The organism is Paraburkholderia sp. J12 (assembly GCF_905220215.1).
GTDB lineage: Bacteria > Pseudomonadota > Gammaproteobacteria > Burkholderiales > Burkholderiaceae > Paraburkholderia.
On record NZ_CAJMZC010000001.1, the window covers coordinates 458,166 to 477,006 of the forward strand.

Annotated in this window: 19 protein-coding genes; 12 read left to right on the forward strand and 7 right to left on the reverse strand. The window is 63.0% G+C overall.

Annotation, left to right across the window (positions count from 1 at the left end):
* Nucleotides 1-136 precede the first annotated feature (136 nt).
* Nucleotides 137-700 (forward strand): hypothetical protein, encoded by a 564-nt coding sequence (locus tag U5760_RS02270; protein ID WP_322009304.1) that lies wholly within the window; start codon nt 137-139, stop codon nt 698-700.
* Nucleotides 701-909: 209 nt separating this feature from the next.
* Here the strand turns inward: U5760_RS02270 and U5760_RS02275 are convergent, their stop codons facing one another.
* Nucleotides 910-1,104: a hypothetical protein gene (locus U5760_RS02275; RefSeq protein WP_322009305.1), complete on the reverse strand. Its 195-nt coding sequence runs from the start codon at nt 1,102-1,104 to the stop codon at nt 910-912.
* Between the two features lie 572 nt (nt 1,105-1,676).
* Here U5760_RS02275 and U5760_RS02280 point away from each other — a divergent pair.
* The 10 genes from U5760_RS02280 to U5760_RS02325 all read left to right on the forward strand — a co-directional run bounded on the left by U5760_RS02280 (nt 1,677) and on the right by U5760_RS02325 (nt 10,436).
* The gene (locus U5760_RS02280) at nt 1,677-2,234 is read left to right on the forward strand and encodes a PAAR domain-containing protein (RefSeq protein ID WP_322009306.1); all 558 of its coding nucleotides are present in this window, start codon (nt 1,677-1,679) and stop codon (nt 2,232-2,234) included.
* A 119-nt stretch (nt 2,235-2,353) separates the two neighbouring features.
* On the forward strand, nt 2,354-3,253 hold the full coding sequence (locus tag U5760_RS02285) for a glycine zipper family protein (protein ID WP_322009308.1): 900 nt from the start codon (nt 2,354-2,356) through the stop codon (nt 3,251-3,253).
* Nucleotides 3,254-3,265: 12 nt separating this feature from the next.
* On the forward strand, nt 3,266-3,958 hold the full coding sequence (locus U5760_RS02290; RefSeq protein WP_322009309.1) for a hypothetical protein: 693 nt from the start codon (nt 3,266-3,268) through the stop codon (nt 3,956-3,958).
* A gap of 75 nt (nt 3,959-4,033) precedes the next feature.
* On the forward strand, nt 4,034-4,783 hold the full coding sequence (locus U5760_RS02295; protein WP_322010004.1) for a lysozyme inhibitor LprI family protein: 750 nt from the start codon (nt 4,034-4,036) through the stop codon (nt 4,781-4,783).
* A 451-nt stretch (nt 4,784-5,234) separates the two neighbouring features.
* A complete protein-coding gene (locus U5760_RS02300; RefSeq protein WP_028229579.1) occupies nt 5,235-5,780 on the forward strand; it encodes an NUDIX hydrolase in 546 nt (181 codons plus the stop codon).
* A gap of 14 nt (nt 5,781-5,794) precedes the next feature.
* Nucleotides 5,795-6,547 carry a leucyl/phenylalanyl-tRNA--protein transferase gene (gene aat / locus U5760_RS02305; protein ID WP_322009310.1) on the forward strand — a complete coding sequence of 251 codons (753 nt, stop codon included), beginning with the start codon at nt 5,795-5,797 and terminating at the stop codon, nt 6,545-6,547.
* Nucleotides 6,548-6,733: 186 nt separating this feature from the next.
* Nucleotides 6,734-7,522 (forward strand): arginyltransferase, encoded by a 789-nt coding sequence (locus U5760_RS02310; RefSeq protein ID WP_322009312.1) that lies wholly within the window; start codon nt 6,734-6,736, stop codon nt 7,520-7,522.
* A gap of 144 nt (nt 7,523-7,666) precedes the next feature.
* On the forward strand, nt 7,667-8,701 hold the full coding sequence (locus U5760_RS02315; protein WP_322009313.1) for a quinone-dependent dihydroorotate dehydrogenase: 1,035 nt from the start codon (nt 7,667-7,669) through the stop codon (nt 8,699-8,701).
* 81 nt (nt 8,702-8,782) lie between these two features.
* Nucleotides 8,783-9,586, forward strand: a complete 804-nt coding sequence (locus tag U5760_RS02320; protein WP_322009315.1) for a cystine ABC transporter substrate-binding protein — start codon at nt 8,783-8,785, stop codon at nt 9,584-9,586.
* A 190-nt stretch (nt 9,587-9,776) separates the two neighbouring features.
* Entirely contained in the window at nt 9,777-10,436 is a 660-nt protein-coding gene (locus U5760_RS02325) for an amino acid ABC transporter permease (RefSeq protein WP_322009317.1), read from the forward strand.
* Between the two features lie 29 nt (nt 10,437-10,465).
* On the opposite strand, the gene U5760_RS02330 is transcribed toward U5760_RS02325, so the two are convergent.
* The 3 genes from U5760_RS02330 to U5760_RS02340 all read right to left on the reverse strand — a co-directional run bounded on the left by U5760_RS02330 (nt 10,466) and on the right by U5760_RS02340 (nt 14,274).
* The gene (locus U5760_RS02330) at nt 10,466-11,443 is read right to left on the reverse strand and encodes a Gfo/Idh/MocA family oxidoreductase (protein WP_322009319.1); all 978 of its coding nucleotides are present in this window, start codon (nt 11,441-11,443) and stop codon (nt 10,466-10,468) included.
* Between the two features lie 116 nt (nt 11,444-11,559).
* Nucleotides 11,560-12,282 (reverse strand): FadR/GntR family transcriptional regulator, encoded by a 723-nt coding sequence (locus tag U5760_RS02335; RefSeq protein ID WP_322009320.1) that lies wholly within the window; start codon nt 12,280-12,282, stop codon nt 11,560-11,562.
* Between the two features lie 384 nt (nt 12,283-12,666).
* Nucleotides 12,667-14,274, reverse strand: coding sequence for a mannose-1-phosphate guanylyltransferase/mannose-6-phosphate isomerase (locus tag U5760_RS02340; RefSeq protein WP_322009321.1), 1,608 nt, complete (start codon nt 14,272-14,274; stop codon nt 12,667-12,669).
* A gap of 759 nt (nt 14,275-15,033) precedes the next feature.
* On the opposite strand from U5760_RS02340, the gene U5760_RS02345 reads away from it, so the two are divergent.
* A complete protein-coding gene (locus U5760_RS02345; RefSeq protein WP_322009322.1) occupies nt 15,034-15,768 on the forward strand; it encodes a Crp/Fnr family transcriptional regulator in 735 nt (244 codons plus the stop codon).
* 612 nt (nt 15,769-16,380) lie between these two features.
* Here the strand turns inward: U5760_RS02345 and rpiA are convergent.
* From rpiA to rlmB, 3 genes are all read right to left on the reverse strand, one after another.
* Complete coding sequence (rpiA, locus tag U5760_RS02350) at nt 16,381-17,076, reverse strand: ribose-5-phosphate isomerase RpiA (protein WP_322009324.1); 696 nt, start codon at nt 17,074-17,076, stop codon at nt 16,381-16,383.
* Between the two features lie 97 nt (nt 17,077-17,173).
* On the reverse strand, nt 17,174-18,046 hold the full coding sequence (locus U5760_RS02355; RefSeq protein WP_415914022.1) for an N-acetylmuramoyl-L-alanine amidase: 873 nt from the start codon (nt 18,044-18,046) through the stop codon (nt 17,174-17,176).
* A 41-nt stretch (nt 18,047-18,087) separates the two neighbouring features.
* A complete protein-coding gene (gene rlmB / locus U5760_RS02360) occupies nt 18,088-18,831 on the reverse strand; it encodes a 23S rRNA (guanosine(2251)-2'-O)-methyltransferase RlmB (RefSeq protein ID WP_322009326.1) in 744 nt (247 codons plus the stop codon).
* Between the last annotated feature and the right edge of the window lie 10 nt (nt 18,832-18,841).

Below are 18,841 nucleotides of genomic sequence, written 5' to 3' on the forward strand. Positions count from 1 at the left end.
GTCACCGTATAAGTGGGGTACGATATGAACAAAACGGGCCTCCCTTTCCCGTGCCGCTCGAAGCTTTAAGCAGCGTATTCCGCGCTGGCCAAGCTATCCGGATTCCGACAAATGTTCACTGCCGAGCAAACAACGGATGAATTTGGCTCGCTTTTTGAGACCAGCATGGAGCTTTGTTCAAAAAAAACCGTATATGGGGTTGGGCCCCACTGCTTTTTCTGACAGGAATCGTTGCGCTACCAACGAAGCTTGCAATAATTTCGGGGCCTTGTTTGGCGCCGGTGCCTCCCTCTTGGGAGCGTGGATAAACGAACTAAACACGCGGCGTTCCAAGGCCGAAGAAAAGGCGCGAAACGAAGCGGATGCGCGTCGATACTTTGCCGCAGAACTAAACCGCACCATCGAGCGGGTTTTATACATAAATAGTCGTGCCTGCCCGAACTATATGACAGCAGTGGCGAAATATATTTCTGGGCCGGACGAGAACAGGGCTAAACCGAATGACCTTCAGGTTGACTTCCTTCCTGAAATGCCCGTGCTGTATTCGAGCGCGCCACAATTCCGCGAATTGTCCGGCGACGACGGGACGGCTCTTATCTCCTTTTATGATTCACTCCATGCGCTGGATAGCTTCGTGACGAACTGGTGGGAGAGAGAGGCAATTACCAGTGAGCCTCTTCAAACAGATGCTCCACCTTAGCAAAAGGAGTTTTACTCTTGCGCTAGTGTGTATCCAGCGGTTCGACTTGGAGACGTTGTGTCCGCCGCGCATGAATCATAGGGAACGCCGACATCCCGCATCGAGCGCTCCCTGTCTTTCGCAGAAGAAATGCTGAAGAAGCACATCGTCAAAATCAACCCCCATCATGAAAAGGTTAACGCGCCGGTCGCGGCAGGAAAGCCGGTGGGTCAGCAACCCGAACGCGCGATCTGAAGTGCGGCCATGCGCACGAACGCGCTCACGGTCAGGTCCATCCGCGCAGCGGCGGCGGCGATGGCTTCGAGGTGCGCGGCGTTCACGCGAATCGCGATGCGTTCGCGCATGTCGAGTGTGAAGCGCTTGCGCGTGGCGGTCTTCTTCGTGGCGCGTTTCGTGCGGGGCATCGTGCGCTCTCAATTGAAAACATCCACGGTAGCGTTGTGCGGCTCGCCGCGCAACGGGCGGCCCTACCTGCTCGCACCCGATGCGATGGAGTGAGAAAAGCACGGGAAAACACCTGGCGTTCGGGCGAGAACCTGCGGCGAATCCCCTTGCTGAATGCGCCCGGTTACGGTGCCACGCCGCGCGCCCCGTGGCTTACTCCATTCGTGCGCGGGCTTCGGCTTAGCTGGCGTACAGGTCGAGCGTGGTAAGCCTTCACGGGGATGGTGCGGTTTAGAAACGCAAAAGTCCGCATTGCGCGGGCTTGTCGATTATTCGGGGTGATTTTGACCATCTAAATTAGTCGCGATGTTAGACGGAAATTGTCGAATGTCAAATTTTAAAAATTCTATGCGCGCCACATCGTTCCGTAACTAAATTTCAGATTTATCAGCTTCGCACCCGAAAAAATACGGGGAACGATAGGGGTTATCGGGCGAATTGCGCTCAACTGTCGCCACACCGGTCGTTTTCACCCACTCAGTAGAGGTATCGGGATGCTTGAAAAGCAACAACGTCACGCGGGGGGCTTTGTATGAAGCGAGCCATTCTCCTACTGGGGGACAAGTCCACAAACGGCGGTATAGTCACTGAAGGCATGGATTGCTGTACGCACTACGGAACACCAATGACCTTCATTGGCGCAAAGATCTGGTGCAACGGGTGTAAATCCGAAGGCGTGATCGGCTGGCAGGGGCCGCACCGCAACGCAACCATGATGGGCAAGCAACAGGCACTAGACGGTGATATCTGCCTCTGTAAATGCACGCCGTCTCCCGTTATGCTCGCTTCTCAGGACAGCGCCTCGCACAGCTTCGAGGCGGACCAACTGCACGCGATGGGCTTTGATGCTTTCGGACGGTCGATGACGAACGAACATCGCGGCGCATTCGATGAACGTGTGCGCGTGCTCGATGACAAGGGTCAACCGATATCGGGTGTGCCGTACCACATAAGCAGCGCCAATGGCGCGGTCTATAAGGGGACAACGGACGTTTCCGGCTTTTGCCCTCGCGTATATAGCGACGGCGTTTCGCGACTCGACATCGCTATCGGTATCCGCGCGCTCGAACGTTGGAGTTCCCCACTCTGAGGGCGCTTGTAGCGAAAGCTGATATCACCACTACGTCCGGCGACGTGTTGAGCGGATCGTCAAGTACGTGTGAAAAAACGTGTCGTAGTCGTCGTTAAAGCACTGGGGTGCCGGAAATAATGGGCAACTACGTTTATCAGATCACCACAAACCAGACACCGGATTCGAAATATGACGTACTTGGGCATCTTATGCCCGCGAAGGTTTTCGTATTTGTTGTCGTTGATGAGCCGGGCCGCGATGGGTTTCTCGTTCGCAAGTGCTATACCGATGTAGATAACCCATACTTGCAAACGCTAGAGCTTGGCGAGTTAGGCAACTTGCGTGAGGTCTACCCTGAGCAATACGGGCTTTGGAGTAGAAATCCCGACTCGAGTGCGAGCGTCGCCGAGCACGTCATGGGTTCAGACAGAGCAACTAGCTATCAGTCTGTAAGCACCAACTTTCCCGACGGAGCAACGCGCTTCGACGGAAAAACAATTTATATCGACATCGCAAAGGCGAAGCGATCAGGCGCGCGCCTTGTAGCGGGAGCGGAAATCCGGCAGGCACTTGACGAGTACGAGAGGCAGAATCCGCACCTAAAGAAGCGGATTGTGCAGATACGCAACTATTCTGAGGCGCTTGATAAGGAAATCTTGGTTCAACCACTGCCGAGCGTTCCGCCATCGGGCATCTTTACGCAGCGTGGACTAGCTGTCTCAATGGGCATCGTAAAGTACGCGCGTGTTGTACAGGTGTTCGGCATAGCCTTCACCGCCTATGACCTCTCGATCGCCACCGAGAGATCTTACAAGGCGAGGTCAGTGCGACCAATAGAGAAAGAAGTCGTGCGGCAAATGGGCGGCTGGGGAGGCGCGGCGGCGGGCCTAAGGGTTGGCGTAGTCCTCGGCGCAATGGTCGGCATTGAAACCGGGCCGGGTACCGTTATCACGGGGTTGGTTGGCGGGATAATCTTTGGGACAATGGGCTACTTAGGGGGGAGTTTCGCTGCTGCCCGGATACCCGATACGCCATGACAGGGAGTACGTGTGTTCTCGATACAAAAAATGCTCGATGACATTGGCCGCAAGCGGCAGGAACAGCGCTTTGTGTCGCAGTCGAAAGACAGATTAAAAGAGGCGCTAGAGCAGGTTTACGGTGCGAAAATCGAGAGGCTAAGGACGATCTTTCCTGCTCATCGCGCGGATACGGTACCGGGAGAACTACCGCGATATATAGAGGTGCACAACCTGAAAGACATTGGCGTTAACGCCTTGCTGGTGTGCCAAACGATCGAGGTTGCCCAGGTTCCACGCTACATCATGACGATCCGCGAAGGCCGCGACGAAACAAGCTGGCAGCACTATGAGAAGGGAGCATTACATACGTTACTCAAGCACGATCAAGAGCTCTCAGGAATGAATATGCGGCTTTTGACGAATGATGTTGAGCTAGTGTTCCATCTCGCTAACGCCGGCTTCAATCCGCCTTGCCCGTGGGTTGCCTTCTATGAGCTTGGACCGTTCGTCGGCTCGATGCAGGGAAATGCCGAGTATTGGTATCGCCACATATGGGATCGCTTCTGGGAAAGTCTAAGCCTCGCGGACCAGATTGAATTTCTCGAACGGCAACGATACGAAAACGAAGCGTATATGTCGGCAGACGAATGGCAGGATTGGGTCGACGGGGTGCGGTTCCGCGATGCAAGAACCCGAAATTCTGTTTCATCGGGTGAAGCATGAAGATAAAAATGTAGTACATTGCGCACATTTCTCTTTGGCTCATCGTACAAAAACGATTTACGAATATTGCTCATCGTGGTCGATGATCTCGCTTTCACGCTTCACTCGGTGACGTCGCGGGCCGGTAATTTTCCGTTATTTCCGTTTGAGTACGATGCACTAACCTGTTTCAAATATAACTTGCAGCATCATGGCGATTGTCTTCTCGATTTTGTGAACACGAGAGATTACGAAAAAGTTGGTGACAGGATGAGATCGTATGCGACATCAAAGGAACATCCTGTTAAAGGTTTTCAGAAGAGTCACCATCGTGAAGCAGAAATATTTGAGTCGGGATTTATGATTCGTCGCACTAGAATTTTCTGCGTGCTTGCGCTCTTCCCCGTCCTTGCAAATGCAAAGACTATATATTCAGGGGAGTTCGATTACCACTATTTCAAATCACCTGCAGCGTACTTTTCGGGGGGATCCGCCGCCGAGGTGTCGCGTATGTGCGACACAGGCGAACACGCGAGTAACGAAGATTTGGCGCAATGTTCGCATTTGAAGTTCAACAAGGCGAGTACCCAACTCAACAAGAAGCTTGACGCGGTACGCTTGATGAACGAAAAAGGCGACAAGTCGCTTAAAAATGAAGGTAACCCGTTAATATCGCCTTACTTTGAAAAGGCTCAAAGCGCCTGGTCAACGTATCGTGACAACGAATGTTATAGTGAGACCTACGCAATGGGTGAAGCGGCCGAGCGCGAAATATACTTTTGGGAGTGTATGGCAGATATTACAGATAGCCGTGTGAAGGAGTTAGGCGAACTACTAAAGAATTGATTGATGCTGTGTGAGCAGGGTCACGCATCGGCGGGGCTTTTCGTTCGGATGTCAACTGTGCTTGTTTGCTCGCGTCGTTTGCATAGCTGAATAGCATCACGCCAAATGCTGCCACCACCAGTTGGCGCCGCTAGCACTTGGCACATCGGGTTACCGGACGAGAGCGGAGAACGGCGAACATTTGATGGCCTACGGCGCGGGGCAAGAAATTCTTTCGATTTCAAAAGATTTTTGTCAACTATTGCTCTGGTGCGACCCTTTTTGAGCATCGCCGTGTGAGTCGATTCGACTCGCGCTTTTCCACTTCGTCGAATCAATCAAGGGTTACAGCGCATCAGCGTGAAACCCTTTTTTGTTTTCCGCGTGTACCCGCCCCACCGCCGCTTTTCACCCCTCCCGGCACGACACCACGCGGTGATACACTCGCATGACTCTTCCCCCAATCGTGCCCATGAAATTCTGCTCGATCTGCGGGCAGGCCGTCAGCCTGCTCGTGCCGCCCGGCGACAATCGCGAACGCTATGTCTGCTCGGCCTGCGGCACCGTGCACTACCAGAATCCGCGCAATGTGGTGGGCACCGTCCCTGTGTGGGAAGACAAGGTGCTGCTCTGCCGCCGCGCCATCGAGCCACGCTACGGCTACTGGACGCTGCCCGCCGGTTTCATGGAAATGGGCGAGACGACCGCCGAAGCCGCCTCGCGCGAAACGCTCGAAGAGGCTGGTGCGCGCGTCGAGGTGCAGAACCTCTTTTCGCTGCTGAACGTGCCGCGCGTGCATCAGGTCCATCTGTTCTACCTCGCGCGCCTGCTCGACCTCGACATCGCCGCGGGCGAAGAAAGCCTCGAAGTGCGGCTCTTCGAAGAGCACGAGATTCCGTGGGACGAGATTGCCTTCCCCACGGTCGGGCAGACCCTGCGCTTTTTCTTCGCCGACCGTCAGTCGGGCAGCTACGGCCTGCATACCGGCGACGTGCTGCGCTCGCTGCGCGACGGCTGATCCGCTCAGCGCCGATGGTTCCCTGGCTCGGGCCCGAAGACCCGTTTCCCAGCGTGGAGCGCGCGCTCGGCGCGTCGAGCGGCGCGCCCGGGCTGCTCGCCGCCAGCGCCGACCTGCTGCCCTCGCGCCTGATCGACGCCTATCGGCACGGCATTTTCCCGTGGTATTCGGACGGTCAGCCCGTGCTCTGGTGGAGCCCCGACCCCCGCATGATCCTGCGGCCCGACGAGTTCAAGGTCTCGCCGTCGCTCAGGAAAACGCTCAAGCACGTGCTGCGCGACGAGGCGTGGGAAATCCGCGTCGATCACGACTTCGCCGGCGTGATGCGCGCCTGCGCGAACGCCCCGCGCCACGGCCAGCGCGGCACCTGGATCACGGGCGACGTAATCGACGCGTATTCGTCCCTGCACCGCATCGGCGACGCCCACAGCATCGAGACCTGGCGCAACGGCGAGCGTGTGGGCGGCCTGTACGGCGTTTCGCTCGGCAAGATGTTCTTCGGCGAATCGATGTTCGCCTCGGTCACGGATGCCTCCAAGATCGCGCTGGCGGCGCTTGTCGCCCATCTGCGGCGCCACGGCGTCGCGCTGATCGACTGCCAGCAGAACACCGCGCACCTCGCCTCGCTCGGCGGCCACGAGATCGCGCGCAAGGCCTTCATCGCCCACCTGCGCACGAGTGTCGACGGCGCGCGCATTCCCTGGCGCTTCGACAAAGAGGTTCTCGCCGACCTGGTGAGCCGCCCGGGTGCGGCGCCCGCGGACTGAACGCTCGTGCCCACGCCCCTCAGCCGCGCCCGGCGGGCGTTGCACCCGTGTTGCGGCACCGTTCAAACCGATAGATTCCGGTTCGGGCTCGATGTTAGACTGAATGCAGAACACGTCGCCTGAGCGGCTGGGCGCAACGCCCGGCGCACGACGGCGACGATCCGAACTGCTACGAGAGCTGCCAACGTGACGCATCCGAACGAGCTGCCGCTTTCACCGCTTTCCGCGCTGCAATTCTATGCAACGGCGCCCTACCCCTGCAGCTATCTGGAGGGGCGCATCGCGCGCTCGCAGGTGGCCACGCCCAGCCATCTGATCAACTCCGACGTGTACACCGATCTGGTGAAGGCGGGCTTCCGGCGCTCGGGTGTTTTCACTTACCGTCCCTATTGCGACGGCTGCCGCGCCTGCGTGCCGGTGCGCGTGCCGGTGGCGAGCTTCGCGCCCAACCGCACGCAGCGCCGGGTCTGGAAGCAGCACGGCGAGCTCATCGCCACGGTCGCCCCGCTCCATTACGACGAGACGCACTACGCGCTCTACATGCGCTACCAGTCGGCGCGCCACGCGGGCGGCGGCATGGACCGCGACAGCCGCGACCAGTACGAGCAGTTCCTCCTGCAAAGCCGCATCAACTCGCGCCTCGTCGAATTCCGCGAGCACGACCCGAAGGACCCCGAAGGCAGCGGCACGCTGCGCATGGTGAGCATGATCGACATCCTCGGCGACGGGCTCTCTTCGGTCTACACCTTCTTCGAGCCCGACGCCCCCCACACGAGCTACGGCACCTACAACATCCTGTGGCAGATCGAGCAGGCGCGCAGCCTGCAATTGCCTTACGTCTATCTGGGCTACTGGATTCGCGAAAGCCCCAAAATGGCTTATAAGGAGCGTTTCCGGCCGCTGGAAGGCCTTTTCGACGGCGTCTGGAAAAAACTGGATCCCGCGCTCGCGAATCAAGGCCCGAGCCGCGCCTGAGCGAGGATTCGCCCTGAGGCGAGACCCAGTGCGGCGCAAAACGGCAGCCCGCGCCGGCCGCCATGCTGGGACGCGCAGCCGCCGGGGCGCACAAAGCCGGTAAAATACCGGGTTCCCATTTCCCGGCCGCCGCGCCCTCTTCCCGTGTTCAGTTCCCTCTACCCGATTCTGCGCGACCAGCTCTTTCGCCTCGACGCGGAAGACGTCCACCACATGACGCTGCGCGCCATCGGCGCCGCCGGCCGTACCGGCATGGCAGGCCTCCTCGCCTCGCGCGTGCCCGATTCGCCGCGCACGGTGATGGGCCTCACGTTCAGCAACCCCGTGGGCCTCGCGGCAGGACTCGACAAGGAAGGCGCGGCGATCGACGGCTTTGCCGCGCTCGGCTTCGGTTTCATCGAGGTGGGCACCGTCACGCCGCGCCCGCAGCCGGGCAATCCGCGCCCGCGCATCTTCCGGCTGCCGCAGGCGGGCGGCATCATCAACCGCATGGGCTTCAATAACCAGGGCGTCGAGCAGTTCGTGAAGAACGTGCAGGCCGCGCGCTATCGCGGCATCCTCGGCCTGAACATCGGCAAGAACGCCGATACGCCCATCGAGCGCGCCGCCGACGACTATCTCTTCTGTCTCGAACGCGTCTATCCGTTCGCGAGCTACGTGACGATCAACATCTCGTCGCCGAACACGAAGAATCTGCGCCAGCTGCAAGGCGCGGGCGAGCTCGACGCGCTGCTCGCGGCGCTCAAGGACAAGCAGCAGCGCCTCGCCGACCTGCACGGCAAGCTCGTGCCGCTCGCGCTGAAGATCGCCCCGGATCTCGACGACGAGCAGATCAAGGAGATCGCCGATACGGTGCTGCGCCACCGGTTCGAAGGCGTGATCGCCACCAACACCACGCTCTCGCGCGCCGCCGTGCAAGGCATGCCGAACGCCGACGAAACCGGCGGACTCTCGGGGCGCCCCGTGTTCGAGGCGTCGAACGCGGTGATCCGCAAGCTGCGCGCCGAACTGGGCAACGACGTGCCCATCATCGGCGTGGGCGGCATCTTCTCGGGCGAGGACGCGCGCGCGAAGATCGACGCCGGCGCCTCGCTCGTGCAGCTCTACACGGGCTTCATCTACCGCGGCCCCGCGCTCGTGGGCGAATGTGCGCGCGCACTGGCCGCGAGCCGCGCCTGAAGCTATAGTTTCACGCTAGTCACGGGCCGCTGCCCGTAGAACGACAGGAAGCACTACCGGAAGCACCACAAGAGGAAAACGATGAAACTCGCCCTGCTGAAACAACTCCTTGCGGCCGCGCTGATCGGCACCGCCTTCGTCTCGGCCAGCGCCCACGCCGACGATCTGCTCGACCAGGTCAAGGCCCGCGGCACGCTGCGCATCGGTCTCGAAGGCACCTTCCCGCCGTTCAACTCGAAGGCGCCCGACGGCCAGCTCGTCGGCTACGACGTGGATATCGCCAAGGCCGTCGCCGCGAAGCTCGGCGTGAAGCCCGAATTCATCACGACCGAATGGAGCGGTATCATCGCGGGCCTGCAGGCCGGCAAGTTCGACGTGATCGTCAACCAGGTGGGCGTCACCGACCAGCGCAAGGCGGTGCTCGACTTCTCGCCGGCGTACACGTACTCGGCCGCGCAGCTGATCCAGCGCAAGGACGACACGCGCCAGTTCAAGTCGCTCGAGGACCTCAAGGGCAAGAAGCTGGGCGTGGGCCTCGGCACCAACTACATGGACATGGCGAAGTCGGTGCCGGGCATCGACGTGAAGACCTACCCGGGCGCGCCCGAGTATCTGCGCGATCTCGCCGCCGGCCGCCTGGACGCCGCGCTCAACGACCGCCTGATGCTCGCCTACCTGCTCAAGAATTCGCAGCTGCCGCTGCGCACGGGCGCGATCGTCGGCAGCGGCAATCCGTCGGCGATTCCGTTCAAGAAGGGCAATCCGCAGTTCGCGAAGGCCATCGACGACGCCATGACGCAGCTCGAAGCCGACGGCACGTTCACGAAGATTTCCGACAAGTGGTTCGGCATCGACGTGAGCAAGCCGGTTGCGCCGGCGCAGTGACCCCGCGGCAAGCCGTTCTGTGAACCATCGCCCCGGAGGCCCCGGCCGGCCCTGACACACGGGGCGGCATCGCACGATGCCGCCCCTTGTCTTTGGGTCGCGTCTTTGGGTCGAGCCTCCGGGTTGCCGCCCTCCTTACTGGATCGCCCGCAGCGTGCGCGGGCTCCCTTGAACCTCCTTCCCCACGCCCATGCCCATCACAACGCTCCTCCTCCAGTCGCTGCCGGTGCTCGCGCAGGGCGCGGTGCTGACGGTCAAGTTCGCCGTGCTCTCGATGATCTTCGGCCTGGCCGGCGGCGTCGTGCTCGCGCTCATGGGTATCAGCACGAGCCCCGTGCTGCCGAAAATCGCACGGGTCTATGTGAGCCTCATGCGCGGCACGCCCCTGCTCGTGCAGATCTTCGTCGTGTACTACGGACTCCCGAGCATCGGCATCTCACTCGACCCGACGCCGGCCGGCGTGATCGCGCTCTCGGCCAACGTGGCCGCGTATCTATCCGAAAGCATGCGCGGTGCGATACTCGGCATTCATCGCGGCCAGTGGCTCGCCGCTTACAGTCTCGGCCTCTCGCGGCGGCAGACGCTGCGCTACGTGATCGCGCCGCAGGCGCTGCGCATTGCCGTGCCGAGCCTCTCGAACAGCCTCATCAGCCTCATCAAGGACACCTCGCTCGTCTCGGTCATCACCGTGACGGAGCTCCTGCGCAGCGCACAGGAAATCATCGCCTCGACCTATCAGCCGCTGCCGCTCTATCTCGCCGCCGCGGCCGTGTACTGGGTGCTGTGCCAGGTGCTGGAATGGGCGCAGCACTGGTTCGAAAAGCGCCTCGCACTGCCCTCACGGCACTAAACACCGGGCACCGGGCCTCGCAAGAACGCTCACTCGCAGGCAAAGCGCAGGCCGAGCGCGGCGCGCGCCGCATCGGCCATTGCCATCATGCGGCGCGAGTGCGCATGCGTCATCACCGGGCTTTCCAGCGCGCCTGCGCGCAGCAGTTCGCAGAAGTGCGCGGTCTCGTAGTTGAGGCCGCCGCCTTCGAAGGGTTCGTCGAGCTCCACCGTGCGACCGTCGGCATAACGAATCGTCGCGCGCACCGGATTCCACCAGTTCTCGTGGATCGTCGCGTGGCCTAGCGGGCCGGCAAGCAGCGCGTCGCCGCGGCCATGCAGGTCGAGCCCGCAGAACAGCTGCGCAATGCCGCGTTCGTGCTGGCTATTGAGGCTGGCAAACGTATCCACGCCCGTGGTGCCGAGGCGGCCCAGGGTCTGCACGTCGAGCGGCGCGCCCAGCCAGTCCACCGCCAGAAACATCTCGTACACGCCGATATCGAGCAACGCGCCGCCCGCATGCTCGAACGAGAACGCCGGATGATCGGCGCCCACGTTGGCCACCGAGCACCCCGCCCGCACAAGCCCGATCCCGCCGATGGGATCGGCCGCAAGATGCGCGCGCAGCGCGCGGTAGAGGGGATAGAAAGGCGGCTTCATCGCCTCCATGAAGAGGCGCTGCGCCCCGCGCGCGGCGTCGAGCACGCGCTCGAGCTGCGCCGCGTTCACGGTGGCGGGTTTTTCGCACAGCACGGGCAAGCCGGCTTCGAGTGCGGCGCACGCGTAGTCGGCATGACTGTCCTGAAGCGTGGCGATATAGACGGCATCGATGCCGCTGGCAAGCAGCGCTTCGAAGCTCGGGCAGGTAGCGGCCGAGCATTCCTGCGCGAGCGCCGCCGCGGTTTCCGGGCGGCGCGACCAGACTGCGCCGATGCGTGCGCCCTCCACGTGCGCCACGCCCTGCGCGAAGCGCCGCGCAATGCGGCCCGCGCCCACGATGCCCCAACGAATCGTTTCAGTCCCGCTCATGCGCTGCGTGCTCCGTCTGCGTAAAGACAGGCACGATACCCGCTCGCACGCGATGCCGCAACGCCGCCGCACAGCGTGTGGCGGCGTCGACTTCAACCGCGCGCCGACAGCGCGCGCTAGCGTTGCGCGAGCGCTTCGGGCGCGGCGAGCGCGCGCTGCAGTTCCTCGGCGGTGAACTCGATCATCGCGGCGGCGGCGGCTTCCGCCTCCTTCGCCTCGCGCCGCTCGATCGCATCGACGATGCGGCCATGCGCACGCACGATGTTCTCCCAACCATCCGAGCGCTCGTTGAGAATCGGATTCACGAGCGACAGCGCGCCACGGATGATGGCCGCCATCTGCTGATAGAACTGATTGCCGCTCGCGGCCAGAATGCGCGTGTGCAGAAGCGCGTCGGCGGCCTGGCAACCGGTGTCGCCCGGGCTCGTCTGGCCGAGCGCTTCAAACGCGTCGCGTATGCCGGCGATGTCGGCGGCACTCGCGCGCGTGGCCGCGAGCCCGCAGGCGGCAGGCTCGATCAGCGCGCGAAACTCGATCACGTCGCGCAGGAAAATCTTGTCGGGCCTCGCGCGAAAGCGCCAGTTCACGACGTCTTCGTCGATCATGCGCCAGTCGTGCATCGGCCGTATGCGCGTGCCGATCTTCGGGCGCACGTCGAGCATGTGCCGCGCGAGCAGCATGGAGAGCGCTTCGCGCATCACCGTGCGGCTCACGTCGAATTCCTTCGAGAGCACATCCTGAGGCGGTAGCACCGCCCCATAACGGTCTTCCACAATGCCGGCGATCAGGCCATCCATCACCTTGCTCACCAGCGATCGTTCCTTGTTCCCCAGTTCCATGACATTCCCCCCCGATCCGGCGTTGTCGCCCCACATTGCCTGTTACTGCGGGCCCTCGTGCGTCGTCGAAATTTATGTTGTACGTTGCATGCTCATTGCATATCCCGCCACCCAGGATATCTCCTGACGTGAACTGCGCGTGCCGACGTGCAATCGGGACTACCTGGTGTTTCCGGATCCTTTCCGGGTCGTTTCCGGGTCCCTTCGGATTCCCCAGGGTCTGCCGCCCGCCCAGTTCTTTACGTCTGGCTTTCTGGCGCTTCGCCCACCCGCTACGGAATGCCGGGCTACCGTTCACCGCTTCGCGTTCTTCGCTGCTTCTTTCACCCCTTCCCGCTCCCGCCAGCCGTGCATATGCATGGCTCCATGCCCTGCAAATGTCTCTTAACGTGGCGCCTGCACGCGGCCATACTGATCGTCGAAACGCACGATGTCGTCCTCGCCCAGATAGCCGCCCGACTGCACCTCGATGATCTCGAGCGGCGTGATGCCGGGGTTCTCCAGGCGGTGCTTCACGCCTAAGGGGATATACGTGGACTCGTTTTCCGCCAGCAGGAACACATCGTCGCCGCGCGTGACGCGTGCCGTTCCGCGCACAACGATCCAGTGTTCCGCGCGGTGGTGATGCATCTGCAACGAAAGCCGTCCACCCGGTTTCACCACGATGCGCTTCACCTGGAAACGCTCGCCTCGATCGACCGAGTCGTAGCAGCCCCACGGCCGCTCCACGCGGCGATGATTGCGGGCCTCGTCGCCGCTTTGTTCTTTCAATTTGCCGACTATCGCTTTCACATCCTGTACGCGATCCTTGGCGGCCACCAGCACCGCGTCCGCGGTCTCGACCACCACCACGCCGCGCACGCCCACGCACGCCACGAGACGCCCGTCCGAGTGAGCGAAGGTATCGCTCACGTCCTCGAACAGCACGCGCCCGCGCGCAACGTTGCCGCTCGCGTCCTTATTCGAGACTTGCCACACCGCATCCCAGGCGCCGACATCGGACCAGCCCGCAACGAACGGCACGACGACGCCGGCAAGACGCGCATCGGCGCCGATCGATTCCATCACCGCATAGTCGATCGAATCGGAAGGACAGGCGGCAAGCGCCGCTGCCTCCAGATGGACGTTGCCCTCGGCATCGAGCCGCGCGCGCTCGAACGCCTCGGCACAACGCAAGGCGATTTCGGGGCTCGCGTGAGCGATCGCGGCGAGCCACACGGAAGCCCGAACCACGAAGATGCCGCTGTTCCACAGGAAATCGCCGGAGGCAACGTAATGCGCCGCCAGTTCGGCATTGGGTTTTTCGACGAAGCGCTCGATCATGCGCGCGCCGTCGGCATCGAGCACGCGGCCCGCGCCGATATAACCAAAACCGGTCTCCGCACGCTGGGGCGGCACGCCGAGCGTGACGATCGCGCCGCGCGCCGCGTGCATCACGGCCCGCTCCAGCGCGCTCGCAAACGCACCGCGGTCGGCAATCAGGTGATCGGCCGGCATGGCGATGAGCACGGGATCGTCGTCGATCGCCGCCATGCCGCACGGCACCTGCCCCTGCCCCTGCATCTGCCCCTGCACCTGGGCGGCGGCAGCCTGCGCCGCAAGCGCCGCCACCGTCAGCGCGGGCGCCGTATTGCGCGCAACCGGCTCGAGCACCACGCGCGCGGCCAGACCGCCGCGCACAAGGCGATCGACGGTCATGAAATGGAGCTCCTCGCTGCTCACCACGAGCGGCGCCACCTTGAACACCGGATGCCCATTGGCGGCGTCGCCGGCATCCGCGTCGGCAAACACGCCGTCGAGACGGCGCACCGTCGCTTCGAGCAACGATTCGCCGTCGAGCAATTCGATCAGCTGCTTCGGGCAGTGCTCGCGCGACAGCGGCCACAGGCGCGTTCCGGATCCCCCTGCCAGGATCACCGGTTGCACGACGAGCGCCGATTCGATTTCGTTTGCCGCGGCAATCAGGTCCGCAGGCGGCACTACCTGGTTCATGCGCGCTACTCCCGAGAAAGAGTCCGGTTACGCATGCCGCACTGCGTCGTTCAGGACGTGGCCGCACCCGCTTTGGCCATCATTGGAGCAAACCTCGAAGGACGACTCTGTGCGCATGCACACACTGATCGTGCGCTGTTTCACGACCGGCCCGGCAGCCCGCCCCGGCTGGCCTGTCAAGGGGAGATGCGCGGCCGCATGGTTCATCGGCGTAACGTGACGCGACGTTACACGACGATGTTTCACGAGCCGAACGTTTCCGGACACAGCAGGTGCGATGCGTCAGTTCTGTATCGTTTCCGGGAGGCCCTTTCTATGGAGCCGTGCTGCGGCGCGAAATGCGCCCCGGGCATGTTTCAGTCTGGAGTCAACTTCGTACACGGCCGTTCAGGCATGAAATAACACATAAAAATCAATGCGTTAGACCCACTAAAATTCATCGGACATGATCCTGGAAGGCAAAAACCATCGTGCAGAAGTGAAACAAAAACGCTGGGTTTTGACGGGCCGTCACCCCGATTCGACCCGCAACGATACGTCTGGCAGTGTTTTGCCCCTGGCTGGCACACACCCTGCTAAAGAGGTCACGCCACACTAGCGAAAACGCCTGGACCGAAACGAAACGGCGAACGCGCACGGGACTATGGGGCTGGCAAGACGAACGGACAGCCGTACGGGAAACGGCACATAACTACGGATTCGCCTGCTGGGATGAAAGAACAACGAGGCTGCGTTAGCGACCTCGCACGAGGACCAATCATGTTGACCCTTCAATCCGATCTGCACGGCAACCATTTGCTGGGAGCGTTGCCGTCGCACGAATGGCAGGCGCTGGCACCGCATCTCGAACTCGTCCATCTGCGCACCGAACAATTGCTCTGCGATTCCGGCCAGCGCATTCATCACGTGTACTTTCCGACCACGGCCATCATCTCGATGCTCTCGACGATGGAAGACGGCAGTTCGGTCGAAATCGCCGCTGTGGGGCGCGAAGGCATGACCGGCGTGCCGGTGCTCACGGGCGGCGAAACCATGCCCAACCGTGTCCAGGTCCAATGCGCGGGCTTCGCGTATCGCATGAGCGCGCAAAGCCTCAAGCAGCAGTTCGCCCGCTCGGACTTCCTGCGCCGGCTCATGCTGCTCTACATGCACGCCCTGCTCACCCAGGTGGCGCAGACCGCCGCGTGCAACCGCCATCATTCGCTCAGCAAGCAGCTGTGCCGCTGGCTCCTGATCGAGGTGGACCGCGTGGCGTCGAACGACCTCACGGTCACGCAGCAACTGATCGCCGACATGCTCGGCGTGCGCCGCGAAGGCATTACCGAAGCGGCGGGCAAGCTGCACGACGAAGGGCTGATCCACCACAGCCGCGGCCATATCCGCGTGCTGGACCGCGAGGGCCTCGAAGCCCGCGCCTGCGAATGCTACGGCCTCGTGCGGCGCGAGTTCGACCGGCTGCTGCCGCGCCTGCGTCAGGCCGAAACGGTGGAGTGAGCCGTGCACGTGGGGTAAGGCAGCGCCGAAGGTTGCGCGCGGGACGAGTCCCGCGCGCGAACGTTTTTTGGCCGGTTACCAGCCGGGCTTCGCCGTGCGAACCCGCGCCAGATCCCCTGTTTTTTCGTGTCTTTTCGCATGGCGGCACGCTCCGCATCGTTCAATGCGGAGCGTCCTCCAGAACAGGGTTTGAAATCCGGACCCTGAAAAGAGACGGTCCCGTGGCGTTGCGCATTGCTACGCACTCCGATGCATTCTTGTCGGGCGCATTCTCGTTGAAACGATATCGGTTCATTGTTATCTCCTCCCCTTGTCCGGCTCGCTTCGAACCTCCCCTCAGGTCCGCCGGCCGGTTATTCGCGCACGCGCGAGGCACCGCTCCCTGTCCGCCTTGCCTGGCCAGTCGGCTTTGTGTCGTCGGACAATGAATTTATAGCTCAGATGATCTGCAGAATGCTACGGCAACCGCACGTGTTGTGTGCGGTCTTCAACGTAGCCCTGAGAGGAGGAAAACGAGCGGGCAGAACGCGCTGCGCGCCTGCCCGAAGCGAGCGGCGGCGGCGCGCGTTCATGCCGGCGTGGCATGCGCGCGGGCCGCGCCGGGTGGAGGTATCAGCGCTTCGGGTAGGCGACGCGCTCGACGCCCGTTGCCGCGCCGAGGAGGCACAGGTCGGCGCCGCGCTCCGCGAAAAGACCCACGGTCACGACGCCCGGCCACGCGTTGACCTGCGCCTCGAATGCGCGCGGCTCGCTGATACGCAGGCCTTTCACGTCGAGGATCTCGTTGCCGTTGTCGGTGATGTAGGGCGAGCCGTCCTTCTGCACACGCAGAACGGGCACGCCGCCCAGCGCGCTCACGCGCCGGCCGATTGCCGTGCGCGCCATCGGCACGACTTCGATGGGCAGCGGGAACTGGCCGAGCACGTCGACGCGCTTGCTCGCATCGGCAATGCAGACGAACACGTCGGACACCGACGCCACGATCTTCTCGCGCGTGAGCGCCCCGCCGCCGCCCTTGATCATCGCGCCCTGCGCGTCGATCTCGTCGGCGCCGTCCACGTAGACGGGCAGCGATTCGATGTCGTTGAGGTCGAAAATGCGAAAGCCGTGCGACTGCAGGCGCGCCGTGGTCGCCACGGAGCTCGACACGGCGCCGCGGTAACGGCCCTTGCTGGCGGCGAGCGCGTCGATGAAACAGTTCGCGGTCGAGCCGGTGCCGACGCCGATCACGGCGCCTTCCGGCACGTTCGCGTTCACATAGTCGGCGGCGGCCTGGCCGACCAGTTGCTTGAGTTCGTCTTGGGTCATGAGGGAACAGCCTGAGGAGAGAAAAAGCGGGAAAACGCCTAGTTTACCGGAGTCGGCCGCGCTGCCCTCGCGGGCGCCGCCGGCACGGCCCCGGCATTCAGCGCGTGAGGTCCGGTTCGCCCGGCTGGGCGGGCAGGTACTTGTCGAGGAGCGCCTGCGCGATTGCATCCGTTTCGGCGTCGGGCGTGCCCGAATAATCGCGCGCGCGAAAGTGCATCTGGAAGGCGGCGATCACGCGGCGCGTGGGCCCGTCGAGCACGCCATCGGTCGCGACGTCGTAGCCATAACGCGCGAGCTTCAGTTGCAGGCCGCGCACGTCCACCGGCGAGTCCGGCGCGCGGCCGGCCAGATCGGCCTTGACCGTAGCGTCGTCGGGCCATGCGCCCACGCCTGCGTCGTAGAGATGTTTCCAGGGGAACAGCGGCCCCGGGTCGGTCTTGCGCTGGGGAGCGATGTCGCTATGGCCCACCACGCGCGTGGGCGGAATGCCGTAGCGCGTCACGATGTCCTTCGCCAGGCGGATGATCGCATCGACCTGCGCGGGCGGCCACGGCGCCCATACGCGGCCCTGCGGCGTATCGCGCGGGCCGGCGTTGACGTTCTCGATGCCGATCGAGGCCGCGTTCAGCTCCGTCGTGCCCTGCCACTCGCTCACGCCCGCATGCCAGGCGCGCTGCGATTCCGGCACCAGTTGCCAGACCACCGGCTTGCCGTTCTGCAGCGGCGGATCGGCGGGCACGAGATAGTGCGCGCTGACCGCTTCGGTCGTGAGCACCTTGAGCGATTCGGCTTCGTCGATCTCCGTGTAGTGCATCACGAGAAAGCGGATGCGCGAATCGGCGCTCTGCGCGTGGTAGTGCGTATCGGCGACATACGCGCCGCGATCGACCATCGTGCTGCTGGCGCAGGCGGCCAGCGCGAGCGTCAATGCGACGGCGGCCGCGCGCGGCGCAAGGCGGAGCGGAATCATGCGGGCTCGCGGCGCGTCGTCGGGGTCGTCCGGGTCGTCCTTCAGCGCGCGACGGCCCGCTGACGCACGGCTTCGAACAGGCACACGCCGGAGGCAACGGAAACGTTCAGGCTTTCCACCGTGCCCGCCATCGGAATGTGCATGACCTCGTCGCAGGTCTCGCGCGTAAGACGGCGCATGCCCTCGCCTTCGGCGCCCATCACGAGCGCAACCGGGCCTTCGAGCTTCGTCTGGTAGAGGTTCGCGCTGGCGTCGCCGGCCGTGCCGACCACCCACACGCCTGCATCCTTCAGTTCGCGCAACGCGCGTGCGAGATTCGTCACGGTGATATAGGGCACCGTATCGGCCGCGCCGCTCGCCACCTTCGCGGCCGTCGCGTTCAGGCCCACTGCGCGGTCGCGCGGCGCGATCACGGCGTGGGCGCCGGCGGCGTCGGCCACGCGCAGACACGCGCCGAGGTTATGCGGGTCGGTCACGCCGTCGAGCACGAGCAGCAGCGGCGCACCGGAAATGCCGTCGAGCAGCTCGGCCAGATTCTGCGCGAGCGGCAGGTCGTGCACGCGCGCGACGACCCCCTGGTGGCGCTCCGTGTGGGCGAGCCCCCACAGGCGCGTTTCGTCGGCGGCGATCAGGCGCACGCCGGCGTCCTTTGCGGCGTGCAGGAAATCCTGCATGCGGCGGTCGCGCCGCGTCTGATCGTAATAGACATCCTCGACCGTGGACGCGTCGTGCCGCAGGCGTGCGGTCACCGCATGAAATCCGTAAAGAACCTTGAGACGTGACATGACTTCGAAC

Bases quoted from the DNA above. Each gene is read 5' to 3' on its own strand.
- U5760_RS02270 (WP_322009304.1), top strand. From the start codon at position 137: ATGAATTTGGCTCGCTTTTTGAGACCAGCATGGAGCTTTGTTCAAAAA.
- U5760_RS02275 (WP_322009305.1), bottom strand. From the start codon at position 1,104: ATGCCCCGCACGAAACGCGCCACGAAGAAGACCGCCACGCGCAAGCGC.
- U5760_RS02280 (WP_322009306.1), top strand. From the start codon at position 1,677: ATGAAGCGAGCCATTCTCCTACTGGGGGACAAGTCCACAAACGGCGGT.
- U5760_RS02285 (WP_322009308.1), top strand. From the start codon at position 2,354: ATGGGCAACTACGTTTATCAGATCACCACAAACCAGACACCGGATTCG.
- U5760_RS02300 (WP_028229579.1), top strand. From the start codon at position 5,235: ATGAAATTCTGCTCGATCTGCGGGCAGGCCGTCAGCCTGCTCGTGCCG.
- aat (WP_322009310.1), top strand. From the start codon at position 5,795: ATGGTTCCCTGGCTCGGGCCCGAAGACCCGTTTCCCAGCGTGGAGCGC.
- U5760_RS02320 (WP_322009315.1), top strand. From the start codon at position 8,783: ATGAAACTCGCCCTGCTGAAACAACTCCTTGCGGCCGCGCTGATCGGC.
- U5760_RS02325 (WP_322009317.1), top strand. From the start codon at position 9,777: ATGCCCATCACAACGCTCCTCCTCCAGTCGCTGCCGGTGCTCGCGCAG.
- U5760_RS02330 (WP_322009319.1), bottom strand. From the start codon at position 11,443: ATGAGCGGGACTGAAACGATTCGTTGGGGCATCGTGGGCGCGGGCCGC.
- U5760_RS02335 (WP_322009320.1), bottom strand. From the start codon at position 12,282: ATGGAACTGGGGAACAAGGAACGATCGCTGGTGAGCAAGGTGATGGAT.
- U5760_RS02340 (WP_322009321.1), bottom strand. From the start codon at position 14,274: ATGAACCAGGTAGTGCCGCCTGCGGACCTGATTGCCGCGGCAAACGAA.
- U5760_RS02345 (WP_322009322.1), top strand. From the start codon at position 15,034: ATGTTGACCCTTCAATCCGATCTGCACGGCAACCATTTGCTGGGAGCG.
- rpiA (WP_322009324.1), bottom strand. From the start codon at position 17,076: ATGACCCAAGACGAACTCAAGCAACTGGTCGGCCAGGCCGCCGCCGAC.
- U5760_RS02355 (WP_415914022.1), bottom strand. From the start codon at position 18,046: ATGATTCCGCTCCGCCTTGCGCCGCGCGCGGCCGCCGTCGCATTGACG.
- rlmB (WP_322009326.1), bottom strand. From the start codon at position 18,831: ATGTCACGTCTCAAGGTTCTTTACGGATTTCATGCGGTGACCGCACGC.